This is a genomic window from Marisediminicola sp. LYQ85 (assembly GCF_046600695.1).
Classification (GTDB): Bacteria; Actinomycetota; Actinomycetes; order Actinomycetales; family Microbacteriaceae; genus Marisediminicola.
The window spans coordinates 1-12,990 of sequence record NZ_JBKIWO010000004.1 but is presented as its reverse complement, the minus strand read 5'-3'; the positions used below and the strand labels follow the sequence as shown (position 1 = coordinate 12,990).

Sequence of the window (12,990 nt, the reverse complement as noted above, 5' to 3'; positions counted from 1 at the left end):
GAGGGCCCGCTGTGACTGTTGTGGCGGGAGTGCTGAATCGTAACGTTAGGGGCTCGAGTGACCCGCGCGCAATAGCGGTGCACCATGCGGGCCGCCGCGGGGTGCGAGACCGCGGAGCCCGTCGCTACTTGTAGGTGCTCTGGCCGAGCGCCTTGCGGATCGGCCGGATGACGCGGGCCTGCACTTCGGCGCTCGCATCCTCGAACGCGTGCCGGGCCTGGAACGAGGCGTCGGCCATCTTGCGACCGATCGACGCACCCTTCTCGTTGGTGTGCTGGAGCGACTCGGCGGCTCGACGGAGCGGCGCGGGGACTCCGGCGCCCGACCACGCCGCGAAGACCGCGGCTCCGCCGTCACCGTTCGCATCGAATGCGGAGCTCAGAAACGGCACGAGCCAGTCTTCGACCTGAGCGAGCGGTGCCGAGTCGACGCTGTAGTAGCGGTGCTGCCCCTCCTCGCGCACGCGAACGAGGTGGTTGTCGCGCAACACCCTCAGGTGCTTCGACACCGTCGGCTGGCTCAGACCGAGCTTCTCGACGAGCTCGCCCACACTCAGTTCACCGCTGCCGGACTCGGCGGCGAGGTGACGATCGAGCAGAGCACCGAGCAGATCGCGGCGGGTCTGGTCAGCGATCACGTCGAAGATGTCGGCCATGACCATAGATTACCGGGCAGCTCGCGGGTAGTACCATGACAACGCTCCGCGAGGAAAGGGCAGGTGTGGCCAGCAAACCCGCTCGGCGATTCGAAGCACACGGCGAGCGCCGGAGCTTTCTGAGCCGCATTCGCGACGTCACCGACTTCTTGGTCGCGTCGAGCCCCGCGCGATTCGCGATCCTCATCTTCACGGCCCTGATCCTCGGGCTCACAGTCATTCTGGCGTTGCCCATCGCCTCGCGCGACGGCAACGGCGTGCCGTTCGTCGACGCCCTCTTCACCGCCGTGTCTGCCATCTGCGTGACAGGGCTCACCACGGTCAACATGGCGACCCAGTGGTCCACCTTCGGAAACGTGGCCATTCTCATCGGGTTGCAGGTCGGAGGCGTCGGCGTGCTGACCCTCGCGAGCATCCTCGGCCTCGCCGTGTCCCGACGGCTCGGCCTCCGGCAGAAACTCATGGCCGCGAGTGACACGAACCCCTCCCGCATCCACGTCGGCCCGGTCGCCGAATCGCAGGCCATCCGCCTCGGTGACATCGGCAGTCTGCTCGCGACCGTCGCAATCAGCGTTGCCATCATCGAACTCACCCTCACCGCGATCATCGTTCCGCGACTGCTCGTGGCGGGGTTCGACCCGTGGGCCGCCACCTGGCAGGGGTTCTACTTCGCGGCATCCGCCTTCACCAACACCGGATTCGTTCCGACGATCGAGGGGCTCTCGCAGTTCGAGACCGACCCGTGGATGCTCTCGGCGATCGCGGTCGGGGTTTTCCTCGGAAGCCTCGGATTTCCGGTCATCTTCGCGCTCGCACGGTTCTGGAAGCGGCGAACCCGCCTCTCCGTGCACGTGAAACTCACCCTCGTGACGACCCTCATCCTCTTCGTCCTCGGCACCCTCGCCATCCTCGTTCTCGAGTGGGGCAACCCGCGCACCCTGGGGGGTCAAGACGACATCGTGAGGCCGATGACCGCGGCGTTCCTCTCCATCATGACGCGATCAGGGGGCTTCTCGACGATCGACATCAGCGAGATGAGCGGGTCGACCCTCCTCGCGATGGACATGCTCATGTTCGTGGGAGGCGGTTCCGCTTCCACGGCGGGAGGCATCAAGGTCACGACACTCGCGGTGCTCTTTCTCGCCGCTCTCGCCGAGGCGAAGGGCGACAACGACATGCAGGCCTTCGACCGCCGCATCCCGACCGATGTCTTGCGGCTCGCCATCAGCATCACGCTGTGGGGTGCGACCATCGTCGCGGCCTCATCCATCGCCATCCTGCGCGTCACCGAGGCGCCCCTCGGGCTCGTTCTCTTCGATGTCATCTCGGCGTTCGCGACATGCGGGCTCAGCACCGGGCTCACCGAATCGCTGCCCGACTCGGGCAAGTACATTCTCGCGGCGACGATGTGGGCGGGGCGGGTTGGTACAGTGACGCTGGCCGCGGCACTCGCCGCCAGTCAACGCCGTCAGCTGTTCAGGAGAGCAGAAGAGAGGCCGATCGTTGGTTGATCGCATTCCCCACAACGCTCCCGTGCTCGTCATCGGCCTCGGGCGCTTCGGCGCAGCCGCGGCGGGACAGCTCGATCGCCTCGATCGCGAGGTGCTCGCCGTCGACGAGCACGCCGGGCTCGTGCAGAAGTGGTCGGAGCGCGTCACCCACGCGGTGCAAGCGGATGCGCGCAGCATCGACGCCCTGCGCCAGATCGGCGCTCAGGACTTCTCGGTCGCCGTCGTCGCAGTCGGATCGTCGATCGAGGCGAGTGTGCTCATCACCGCCAACCTCGTCGACCTCAAGGTCCCCCAGATCTGGGCGAAAGCCATCAGCCAGTCGCACGGCAAGATCCTCGCGCGCATCGGCGCCAACCACGTGATCTACCCCGAGGCGGAGGCCGGCACTCGCGTCGCGCACCTCGTGTCGGGTCGCATGCTGGACTTCATCGAGTTCGACGACGCGTTCGCGCTCGTGAAGATGTATCCGCCGAAACCCATCCGTGGCATCACGCTCGCCGAGTCGGGCGTGCGCCGCAAGTACGGCATCACCGTCGTCGGTGTCAAAGCACCGGGCAAGGATTTCACCTACGCGACGCCCGAGACCGTGATCTCCAACCACGACCTCATCATCGTGAGCGGCAACTCCCTCGACATCGAGAAGTTCGCGGCGATCTCGACCTAGCGCAAAGGTCGAGGGTGGCGGGCACTTCCCCGCGCTCTACCCCTTCGAGAGCTCGACAGCGCGCGCGAGCGCCGCGGCAGTCGCGCGGTCGAACACGTCGGCGAGGTCAGCCGTCTCGAGCACGGCGATCGCGCGCTCGGTCGTTCCGTTCGGGCTTGTCACGCGACGCCGCAGTTCGTCGGCGGGCTCCCCCGACCGCGCGAGCAGTTCCGACGCGCCCCGGAAGGTTCCGACGACCATCGTGTCGGCCTGCTCCCTCGTGAATCCGAGACCGACCGCGGCCCTCGTGAGCTGCTCGACGAGAAAGAAGACGTAGGCGGGCCCCGACCCCGAGATCGTGCTGAGCGCGTCGATCTGCGTCTCGGGAACGGGAACGACGCTCCCGACGGTCTCGAACAGTCGCGTGACGACGGCGATGTCGTCGTCGCTCGATCGAGTGCCCCCGCTCAGACCCGTGACACCGAGGCCGATCGTCGACGGGGTGTTGGGCATCGCCCGGAGAACGGACCCCGTGACGATCGCCTCCATCGTCTCGATCGCCACGCCCGCCGCGACGCTCACGACGACGGCGTCGGGTTCGAGGTGGGGGGCGATCTCCGAGAGCAGCTCGGCGACCATGTGCGGTTTGACGCCGACGATCACGATGCGCGCCCCGCGCACGGCCCGGATGTTCGCGTCGGCGACCGTCTCCGTCGCGAGGCTCTCGACACCCGGAGCACGCACCGCGGCGGCTTTCGCCTCGGTGCGGTTGGTCACGCGGATGCCGCCGCTCACCGTCACGCTCGGTGCGAGCATCCCCGCGAGGATGGCGCCGCCCATCGACCCGGCCCCGAGGATGGCGGTGGTCGGCAGGGTCGTGGAGGGGCTCGTCATCATTCCCCCATCCTGCCCGCCCGCCCGGCGCGCGCGGCCTCCGGCGCCCCGAGCACGCGGTCATAAGATGAACCGCATGAGCGCATCGGGTGGAAACAAGGCGATCATCGCGGCACTGCTCGCGAACCTCGGCATCGCGGTGACGAAGTTCGTGGCGTGGGCGTTCTCGGGGTCGAGCTCGATGCTCGCCGAGGGCGTGCACTCCCTCGCCGACTCGGGCAATCAGGTGCTGCTCTTGCGTGGCGGTGTGCGAGCCAAGCGACTCGCGACGCCCGAGCACCCGTTCGGTTTCGGCCGGGAGCGCTACGTCTACGCCTTCGTGGTGTCGATCATCCTTTTCAGCGTCGGCGGCATGTTCTCGATCTACGAGGGCATCGAGAAGATCGGCAACCCGCACCCGCTCGAGAACGCGTGGATTCCGATCGTCGTCTTGGCCGTCGCGATGGTGCTCGAGTCGTTCTCACTGCGCACCGCGGTGCGCGAGTCGAACCGCGTGCGGGGCACGCAGAGTTGGACGCAGTTCATCCGCCGCTCGAAGGCGCCGGAGCTGCCCGTCGTTCTGCTCGAAGACGTCGCGGCGCTCTTCGGCCTCGTCTTCGCCCTCGCGGGGGTCGGGCTCACGATCGTCACGGGCAACGGTGTCTTCGACGGTCTCGGCACGCTCGCGATCGGCGTGCTGCTCATCGTCGTGGCGATCGCGCTCGGCATCGAGACCAAGAGTCTCCTCGTGGGGGAGGGCGCGACCCCCGAAGACGTGAAGATGATCCGCGACGCGATCCAGTCGTCCGACGACGTCGAGTCCGTCATCCACATGAAAACCCTCTACCTCGGTCCCGAGGAGATGCTCGTCGCCGTGAAGGTCGCGTTCGCGGGCAAGGAGAGACTGTCGGATGTCGCGGCCGCCATCAATACGGTCGAAGCGCGCATCCGCGAGGCGGTTCCCGTCGCGCGAGTGATCTACATCGAGCCGGATATCTACGTTCCGCCACGCGGTGCCTACCCCCCGACCGACGCGATCGTCATCAAGGCGGCAGACTGAGGCGTCATGACCACCTCTCTTCGCGACGGCAAAGCCGCACTCGTCGTCCACCACTCCCCGAACGTCGATCTCGGCAGTCTCGACGAGCCCCTTCTCGAGCGCGGCTGGACGATCGAGACCGTGGACGCGCGGGAGCTCACGGCGAGCGCGGTCGGAGCCGCCGACCTCGTGGTCGTCTTGGGCGGCACGATGGGCGCGTACGAGGTCGACGAGCATCCGTTCTTGGCCGGCGAACTCGAGGCGCTCCGTGATCGGCTGCAGTCGGAGAAGCCCACGTTCGGCATCTGCCTGGGCGCACAGCTCATGGCCGAGGCGCTCGGGTCGCGCGCGAGCAAAGGCAAGGCGACCGTCATCGGGTTCCGCGACGTTCAGCTGACCGACGCCGGTCGAGACTCCCCGCTGCGACACTTCGACGGCGTTCCCGTGATGCAGTGGCACGGTGACAGCTTCCGCCTCCCCGCCGGGGCGACGCGCCTCGCGAGCTCGGCCGACTACAGCAACGAGGGCTACCGCATGGGGGACTTCGCTCTCGCGGTGCAGTTCCACCCCGAGGTCACGGACGCCATGCTCGAGCACTGGATCGCCTCGAGTGGAGCCGAACTCGCTGCCGAAGAGATCGACCCCGCAGACATCCGCGAGCAGCGCGTGAGGCTCGGCGCCCAGATGACGGATGCCGGTCGGACGATGTTCGGCGAATGGCTCGACCGCCTCTGACCTCCGTGAGCCCGCGTCGGGGCCGTGGGGCGGCGGGGCGCGGGGCGCTGCCGCCGGTCAGCGCCTCGCGGCGAAGAACTCCCTGAGCACGGTGCCGCACTCCGCCTCGAGCACGCCCGCGACGACTTCGGCCCGGTGGTGCAGTCGCCGGTCGCGCAGCACATCGTAGACGCTCCCGGCCGCTCCGGCCTTGTCGTCCCACGCCCCGAACACGACTCGGGGAACCCGGGCGGCGAGGATGGCGCCGGCGCACATGACGCACGGCTCGAGGGTCACGACGAGCGTCGTGCCGGGCAACTGCCAGTCGCCGGTCGCCGCGGCAGCCTCGCGGAGCGCGAGGATCTCGGCGTGCGCCGTCGGATCTCGGCGCAGCTCCTTCTCGTTGCGCCCCCGGCCGAGGATCGTGCCGTCGGCCGCGTAGACGAGGGCCGAGACGGGAACGTCGCCCGTCTCGACGGCGAGACGCGCATCGGCGAGGGCGGCGCGCATCCACTCGTCGTATTCGGCCACCGTGCGCCCTCCGGTCTCGTCGGGTGGGGCACACGACATGCGAGCGCCCCCGATAGATTGACCCTATGCGAGTACACGTAGCCGACCACCCGCTCATCACCCACAAGCTCACGGTGCTCCGCGACAAGTCGACGTCGTCGCCCGTGTTCCGCGCCCTCACCGAGGAGCTCGTGACGCTCCTCGCCTACGAGGCCACTCGCAGCGTGCGCGTCGAGACCGTGACCGTGGAGACACCGGTCGCCACGACCGAGGGTCTCGCGATCAGCCAGCCCCGCCCGCTCGTCGTGCCCATCCTGCGTGCCGGTCTCGGCATGCTCGAGGGCATGGTCAAGCTCGTTCCGACGGCCGAGGTCGGCTTCCTCGGCATGGTGCGCAACGAGGAGACACTCCAGCCCGACATCTATGCGGAGCGCTTGCCCGACGACCTCTCCAACCGCCAGTGCTTCGTGCTCGACCCCATGCTCGCGACGGGCGGGTCACTCATCGCCGCGATCGAGTACCTCTTCGATCGCGGTGCCGTCGACGTCACGGCGATCTGCATCCTCGGCGCACCCGAGGGTCTCGCCGCGGTGGAGAAAGCCACCGAGGGGCGCGAGGTCACGATCGTGCTCGGCTCACTCGACGAGAAACTCAACGAGGTCGGATACATCGTGCCGGGGCTCGGAGACGCGGGAGACCGCCTCTACGGCACCGTCTGACCCGCACGCTGGCAGATCGCGGTTCGCGCTTGACACGCGAACCGCACGTAACGGAAGCTTGACGCTATGACTGACATCGCGCACGCCCTGACCTCCTGCGAGGTATCGGGAGCGGCCGGCATGATGATGCCGACCAGCGTCGCCGCGTGTTGTCGAATGTGTGCCTAACGGCCGAATCCTTGCCGAGACCTCCGCGCTAACGCGGACCGGTCTCCCCGGATCGTCTCCTTCATAACGGAGCCGACCCGTTCGCTTCACCCCGCATCTCCCGAAGGATCACACCCTCACCATTAGAGGCCCTTCACTCTTCCAAGGACCCCGCACACTCATGTCTCTCGCTACTGTCGACTCCGTACGCCCACTCACCTCCGCCTCCGAGCCCGCCGTCGCGCACGCTCCGGCGGCCCCGACCACTCGCCACTTGCGCGCTGTTCCGGCCGGAACCGAACCTCGCGGTTTCGTTCTCTACGTCGGCATCGACGACGCCAAGGCGGCGGCGGCTGGCACCGACCTCGGTTCCATCGTCGAGCAGCTCAAGCTGCTCACCGCCCAGCTCGCACCGGCCGCCCAGACCCACGCCGCCGTCGCTCTCGCACCGGCCGGCGCCGGGGGCCGCGACGTCGACGTCGTGCGGCTCGCCCTGCAAGACCCCTCGGCGCTCGCGAAACACCGCCAGGCGGTCGAGCCCGAACCCGAGGAGACCCGCGACGGTGTCGTCATCGACATCTCGCGCAAGCGACTCGTGCTCAACGAGACCGTCGCGCCCGTCACCTACAAGGAGTTCGAGCTCCTGCAGTACCTCGTGTTGCGCGAGGGTCGCACGATCGACCGTGCCGAGCTCATCACCGCCCTGTGGTCGGATGCCGACGACGAAGCACCCAACGAGCGCACGATCGACGTGCACGTGCGCCGCTTGCGGTCGAAGCTCGGCGCCTACGAAGACATCGTGCGCACCGTGCGGGGTGTCGGTTACCGCTTCGACAGGCACGCCGACGTCTCCATCCGCTACGCGTCGACCCCGAGCCCGGACTTCTTCTAGGGCACCGCGGGTTCCGCGCGCCGTCCGTCGCGCTCTCGGTCGCCGCGGCCGCCTCGCACCCTGTCGAACGGCACCCGCCGATGGTGTTTCATGGACGGCATGACGGATGTTCGCGAGGAGTGGGTGACCCTCGGTCACGTGACCCTCGTCGAACGGCTCTTCCGCACCGCGAACGCGGGGTTCGGCTTCACGATCTACGCGGCGCTCGCGACCTTCTCGATCGTGCCGCAGATCGCGACGTCGGTGTTCGGCGACTCGACGATGGGGCTGCTCGCGACGGGCGTCTATGCGGTCGTCGCGCTCATCCTCGTGGCCGGCGCCTACCTGCGCGCGGGTCCTCCCGCGATCAACCCGTCTGGGCGACTCCTGCGGGTCGGGCTCCAGGTGCTCGACTACTCCGAGGTGCGGGAGGCGGTGAGAGTGCGGGGGCTCTCGCGCTCGGGGGAGGACGTCTCGCTGCTCTTCGGCGCGAGCCCGCGACCGCGTGCCCTCGTGAGGCTGCGTTCGACTCGGCGTCGCGTGCTCGACGAGCCGTCGCGACTGTTGCTCGCCGACCTCTTTCGCGAGTCGTCGGTCGCGATACCGAACACGCGAAGCGACCCGACCGACCCGTCGGGTGAGCACGCCGGGCGCCACTACCCCGACCACCTCGACAAGTTCGGCGCGATAGATCTGGTGCTCAACGCGGGGCGCGGGGCCTCGTGATTGCAGCACAAAGAGTCGAGTTGCGCCGCAGGTGAGTGTCTAGACTCGCTTTCATGCCGCACATACGGATTCGTGATGCCGCAGTCTTTCTCGGCGTGAGCGACGACACCGTCAGACGGTGGGTCGACGGCGGCCTCCTGACAAGCAGGCGCGACGAGTCGGGGCGCACCGTCGTCGACGGGCTCGAACTCGCGCGCCTCGCGCGCTCGAACGCCGCAATCCCCGCCGACCCGACCGACGTCGCCCGCTCGGCGCGCAACAGGTTCGTCGGAATCGTGACCGAGATCATCCTGGACACCGTCATGGCGCAGGTCGAGATCCAGTGCGGCCCCCACCGCGTCGTCTCGCTCATGAGCAGCGAGGCCGTGCGCGAACTGGGCCTCGAACTCGGTTCGGTCGCGGTGGCCGTCGTGAAGGCGACGACCGTCATGGTCGAGGCGCCGCGCGGCGAGACGCCGTGACGCGGATGACACGCGGCACGCGCGGGGGCATCGGTGTCGCGTGTGCCGCCGGTGCGGCACTTCTCCTCGCAGGATGCTCGTCGGCGGTGTCCGGCGATAGCGCATCGGACGACACCACTGAGCCGTCGGGGTCGATCACCGTGTTCGCGGCGGCGTCGCTCACCGCGAGTTTCACGGAGCTCGCCGACAGGTTCGAGAGCGAGCATCCGGGAACGAGCGTGCAGTTGTCGTTCGCGGGGTCGTCGGCTCTCGTGACGCAGGTCATCGAGGGCGCCCCCGCCGACGTGTTCGCGTCGGCAGACGAGCGGACCATGGAGAGCCTCATCGAGGAGGACCTCGCGATAGGGACTCCCGTCGTGTTCGCGACCAACGAGCTCACGATCGCGGTGCAGCCGGGCAACCCCGCCTCGATCGGCTCGCTCGCCGACCTCGACGACGCCGAACTCGACATCGTCGTGTGCGCACCCGCGGTTCCGTGCGGGGCGGCGACCGAACGAGTCGAGAACGTGTCGGGGGTCGAGTTGCGCCCGGTGAGCGAAGAGTCGTCCGTCACCGACGTGCTCGGCAAGGTGACATCGGGGCAAGCCGATGCCGGAGTCGTCTACGTCACGGATGTGCGGGGCGCAGACGGTGCGGCCGACGCGGTGTCGTTCGCCGAATCAGCCGATGCCATCACGAGTTACCCGATCGCCGCCGTCGCCGGCTCGCAGAACGTGGTGCTCGCGCGCGATTTCGTGACGTTCGTCGCGAGCGACGCCGGGCAGTCCGTTCTGCGTGACGCTGGCTTCGGGGCGGCACCGTGAGCCGAGAATCACGGGGGCGGGCGCGGTTCGGCGCCGTGCCGCTCTGGGTCGGGGCGATCGCCGCGCTCGGCGCACTCTTCGTCGTGCTGCCGCTCGTCGCGATGACGGTGCGGGTGAACTGGGCGGGGTTCGGGGCGCTCGTGACCTCGGAGTCGTCGCTCGCAGCGCTCGGGTTGAGTCTGCGGACATCCATCACCGCCACCGGACTGTGCGTGGTCGTCGGGGTTCCGCTCGCGCTCGTGCTCGCGCGCTCGACCTTTCCCGGGCAGAGGGTCGTGCGAGCGCTCGTGCTGCTGCCGCTCGTGCTGCCGCCGGTGGTCGGCGGCATCGCGCTGCTCGCGACCTTCGGCAGGCAGGGGCTGCTCGGGTCGACGTTCGAGGTGCTCGGCATCGACATCGCGTTCTCGACCACGGCGGTCGTGATCGCTCAGGCCTTCGTGGCCCTGCCGTTTCTCGTGCTGAGCCTCGAGGGCGCGCTGCGCACGGTCGGCACGCGATTCGAGGCCATCGGGGCCACCCTCGGGGCGCGCCCCACAACGGTGATGCGTCGCATCACCCTGCCGCTCGTGGCTCCCGCGCTCGTGTCGGGCGCCGTGCTGTCGTTCGCGCGAGCGCTCGGAGAATTCGGTGCGACACTCACCTTCGCGGGAAGCCTGCAGGGCACCACGCGAACCCTCCCCCTCGAGATCTACCTGCAGCGGGAGACCTCGCCCGACGCCGCCGTCGCCCTCTCGTTCGTGCTCATCGCCGTCGCCCTCGTGATCGTCGGGGTCACCCACGGGGCGGGCGGCACGCGAGCGCTGCGTGGGAGCGTGCTTCGGTGACGCTCTCGTTCGACGCTCGACTCGACTCCCGAGGCTTCGACGTGGCCGTGGAGGTCGCCGAGGGCGAGACTCTTGCCGTCGTCGGGCCCAACGGGGCAGGCAAGTCGACCCTGCTCGACCTCGTCGCCGGGCTGATCTCCCCGAGCGACGGTCGCATCAGCCTCGACGGGTCGACCCTCGTCGATTCCGGTGGCAGAGTCGAGGGCGGCGACCGCGCAGCTCGAGTCGACCTCCCGTCGCACCGGCGCGGAGTCTCGGTGCTGCGGCAGGACGCCCTGCTGTTCCCGCACCTGAGCGTGCTCGAGAACGTCGCGTTCGGTCCGCGCAGTGCCGGTCTCGGTGCACGACGCTCCCGGGAGATCGCTCGCGAGTGGCTCGGTGAGGTCGACGGGCTGGCGCTTGCCGACCGGGCGCCCGCTTCACTCTCGGGCGGGCAGGCTCAGCGCGTCGCGGTGGCGCGGGCGCTCGCATCCGATCCCCGCCTGCTTCTCCTCGACGAGCCCCTCGCCTCTCTCGACGTCGCGGCCGCGCCGGAGATCAGGCGGATGCTGCGCGCCGAGCTCGAGGACCGCACAGCCCTCATCGTGACGCACGACATCCTCGACGCCCTCCTGCTCGCCGACCGCGTGATCATCCTCGACGGAGGATCGATCGTGGAGGAGGGACCCACGCGGAACGTGTTCGAGCGCCCGCGGACGCGGTTCTCCGCGGACCTCGCCGGACTCGACCTGCTGCTCGGCACCGCGACACCGCGGGGCCTGCGGCTCGACGACGGCACGCTCATCCGCGGCGAGGGCGCCGACCTGCTCGACGACGGTGCGGCCGCCGCAGCGGCCATCCGCTCGACGGCGGTGACGGTCACCGTCGGCGCCCCCGCGAGCGACGCCGGGGCATCGGGGAACGACGCCGGGTCGTCGGTGACGTCGAGCATCATCGACCTCGAACCGCGCGGCGGCCTCGTGCGCGTGAGGTCGGCGCTGCTCTCCGCCGACGTCGCGCCCTCCGTGATCGTCGACCTCGGCCTCGCGGCGGGCATGACGGCGACCTTCTCGATCGCCCCCGAGGCGGTTCGGATCTACGGGGTGTGACGGTGAGCGCGCGCTCGACGCTCACGGCGGCACGCCGCTCCCCGGGGAGTGGCGGGCGCGGGGCGCATAATGGCTCTCCCCGGGCGGAGCGCGTAGCCGCAGACATCCGCCCCCGTCGCACAGGAGAGACATGGCTGCCAGCCGCAAACCGATCGACGCCATTCGCGGATCTCTGGGCCAGCTCGCGGGGCAGCTCAACGTTCCGGGCTCGGAGCGGGTCGAGGAACTCGTGACCGGGCGACCGCGGTCGACACGGCCGCTCGCCGAGGTTCAGGCCGAACTCGCCGCGCTCGTCGGTCTCGAGACCGTGAAGGAGCAGGTGCAGACGCTCGTCGCGTTCTTGCAGGTGCAAGCGAGCCGCAAAGCGCACGGGCTTCCCGAGGTGGCCACATCTCAGCACCTCGTCTTTCTCGGCAACCCCGGCACCGGAAAGACCACGGTCGCGAGGCTCCTCGCGGAGATGTATCGCGCGGTCGGGCTGCTGCAGCGCGGGCACCTCGTCGAGGTGGACCGCTCCGCCCTCGTCGGGCAATTCGTGGGGGCGACCGCGATCAAGACGGATCGGGTCATCCGTCGCGCGCTCGACGGAGTGCTCTTCATCGACGAGGCATACGCGCTCTCGCCCGAGGACGGCCGGATGGACTTCGGCCCCGAGGCGATCGAGGTTCTCCTCAAGCGCATGGAAGACCACCGCCACCGACTCGTCGTGATCGTGGCCGGCTACCCCCGGCTCATGGAGTCGTTCTTGCTCTCGAACCCCGGTCTGCGCTCGCGGTTCGCGCGCGAGATCACCTTTCCCGACTATTCGGTCGGCGAGCTCGAAGCGATCTTCAGCACGACCCTGCGCCAGCATGAATACGCGCTCGAGCCGGGCGCCGACCAGGTGCTGCGGCGCATCCTCGCCGGACTCCACGCCGGTGAGGACTCCGGAAACGCACGATTCGCTCGCACGCTCTTCGAGCAGGCGATCAATCGTCAGGCCCTCCGACTGTCGCTCGACGGGGAGCGCGGCCTCGACGATCTCGACCGCGACGCGGTGGTGACGCTGACGGCGGGCGACCTCGGCGGCGCAGCGGAGGCACTCGGAGAGACCCCGACATCCGACGGTGGTCCCTCGCGCTGGTGGCGCTGGTTGAACTGAGCCGAACGGATGTTTTCGGGGCGCTGATACGGGGTCTGGTTCAGGCTTTCCGACTGGCGTGATCGAGGCGTCGAATGTCGGTGGTCGGGTGTTGTCTTGGAGCATGAAGTTCGAGGAACTGACTGGTCAGCTGGAGGTTTCGCTATCCGGCGACAGTCACCTGCTGCACGTCGAGCTCGACCCTGCCATGGCCGAGATCGAGCGCGGCGACGCGCTCCTGGATGACCTTCAACTCGTGCAACGCGACGAAGCGAGGCTCGCCGCG

The 12,990-nt window shown here is 68.9% G+C and carries 15 protein-coding genes; 12 read left to right on the top strand and 3 right to left on the bottom strand.

The window, feature by feature from the left end; translation table 11 throughout:
* Positions 1–124: 124 nt before the first annotated feature.
* On the bottom strand, positions 125–655 hold the full coding sequence (locus tag ACLHG5_RS13235) for an ArsR/SmtB family transcription factor (protein WP_411316451.1): 531 nt from the start codon (positions 653–655) through the stop codon (positions 125–127).
* Positions 656–804: 149 nt separating this feature from the next.
* Between ACLHG5_RS13235 and ACLHG5_RS13230 the strand changes: the two genes are divergently transcribed.
* Together ACLHG5_RS13230 and ACLHG5_RS13225 are read left to right on the top strand one after the other, a co-directional pair.
* Positions 805–2,166, top strand: coding sequence for a TrkH family potassium uptake protein (locus ACLHG5_RS13230; RefSeq protein ID WP_411319159.1), 1,362 nt, complete (start codon positions 805–807; stop codon positions 2,164–2,166).
* A complete protein-coding gene (locus ACLHG5_RS13225) occupies positions 2,159–2,830 on the top strand; it encodes a potassium channel family protein (RefSeq protein ID WP_411316452.1) in 672 nt (223 codons plus the stop codon). The genes ACLHG5_RS13230 and ACLHG5_RS13225 overlap by 8 nt, the downstream gene beginning before the upstream one ends.
* 36 nt (positions 2,831–2,866) lie before the next feature.
* On the opposite strand, the gene proC is transcribed toward ACLHG5_RS13225, so the two are convergent.
* Positions 2,867–3,703 carry a pyrroline-5-carboxylate reductase gene (proC, locus tag ACLHG5_RS13220; RefSeq protein ID WP_411319158.1) on the bottom strand — a complete coding sequence of 279 codons (837 nt, stop codon included), beginning with the start codon at positions 3,701–3,703 and terminating at the stop codon, positions 2,867–2,869.
* 76 nt (positions 3,704–3,779) lie between these two features.
* On the opposite strand from proC, the gene ACLHG5_RS13215 reads away from it, so the two are divergent.
* Together ACLHG5_RS13215 and ACLHG5_RS13210 are read left to right on the top strand one after the other, a co-directional pair.
* Positions 3,780–4,742, top strand: a complete 963-nt coding sequence (locus tag ACLHG5_RS13215; protein WP_411316454.1) for a cation diffusion facilitator family transporter — start codon at positions 3,780–3,782, stop codon at positions 4,740–4,742.
* 6 nt (positions 4,743–4,748) lie between these two features.
* A complete protein-coding gene (locus ACLHG5_RS13210) occupies positions 4,749–5,456 on the top strand; it encodes a glutamine amidotransferase-related protein (RefSeq protein WP_411319099.1) in 708 nt (235 codons plus the stop codon).
* Between the two features lie 57 nt (positions 5,457–5,513).
* Here the strand turns inward: ACLHG5_RS13210 and tadA are convergent, their stop codons facing one another.
* Positions 5,514–6,005 (bottom strand): tRNA adenosine(34) deaminase TadA, encoded by a 492-nt coding sequence (gene tadA / locus ACLHG5_RS13205; protein ID WP_411316456.1) that lies wholly within the window; start codon positions 6,003–6,005, stop codon positions 5,514–5,516.
* 26 nt (positions 6,006–6,031) lie between these two features.
* On the opposite strand from tadA, the gene upp reads away from it, so the two are divergent.
* The 8 genes from upp to ACLHG5_RS13165 all read left to right on the top strand — a co-directional run bounded on the left by upp (position 6,032) and on the right by ACLHG5_RS13165 (position 12,725).
* Positions 6,032–6,664, top strand: a complete 633-nt coding sequence (upp, locus tag ACLHG5_RS13200; RefSeq protein WP_411316457.1) for a uracil phosphoribosyltransferase — start codon at positions 6,032–6,034, stop codon at positions 6,662–6,664.
* Positions 6,665–6,992: 328 nt separating this feature from the next.
* On the top strand, positions 6,993–7,703 hold the full coding sequence (locus tag ACLHG5_RS13195) for a winged helix-turn-helix domain-containing protein (protein ID WP_411319098.1): 711 nt from the start codon (positions 6,993–6,995) through the stop codon (positions 7,701–7,703).
* Between the two features lie 99 nt (positions 7,704–7,802).
* Positions 7,803–8,408, top strand: coding sequence for a hypothetical protein (locus tag ACLHG5_RS13190; RefSeq protein ID WP_411316460.1), 606 nt, complete (start codon positions 7,803–7,805; stop codon positions 8,406–8,408).
* 53 nt (positions 8,409–8,461) lie between these two features.
* Entirely contained in the window at positions 8,462–8,869 is a 408-nt protein-coding gene (locus ACLHG5_RS13185; protein WP_411316461.1) for a TOBE domain-containing protein, read from the top strand.
* A 5-nt stretch (positions 8,870–8,874) separates the two neighbouring features.
* The gene (gene modA, locus ACLHG5_RS13180; RefSeq protein WP_411319097.1) at positions 8,875–9,672 is read left to right on the top strand and encodes a molybdate ABC transporter substrate-binding protein; all 798 of its coding nucleotides are present in this window, start codon (positions 8,875–8,877) and stop codon (positions 9,670–9,672) included.
* The gene (locus ACLHG5_RS13175; RefSeq protein WP_411319096.1) at positions 9,669–10,496 is read left to right on the top strand and encodes an ABC transporter permease; all 828 of its coding nucleotides are present in this window, start codon (positions 9,669–9,671) and stop codon (positions 10,494–10,496) included. Before modA ends, ACLHG5_RS13175 begins: the two co-directional genes overlap by 4 nt.
* A complete protein-coding gene (locus tag ACLHG5_RS13170; protein ID WP_411316464.1) occupies positions 10,493–11,584 on the top strand; it encodes a sulfate/molybdate ABC transporter ATP-binding protein in 1,092 nt (363 codons plus the stop codon). The genes ACLHG5_RS13175 and ACLHG5_RS13170 overlap by 4 nt, the downstream gene beginning before the upstream one ends.
* Positions 11,585–11,714: 130 nt before the next feature.
* Complete coding sequence (locus ACLHG5_RS13165) at positions 11,715–12,725, top strand: AAA family ATPase (RefSeq protein WP_411319095.1); 1,011 nt, start codon at positions 11,715–11,717, stop codon at positions 12,723–12,725.
* Positions 12,726–12,990 lie beyond the last annotated feature (265 nt).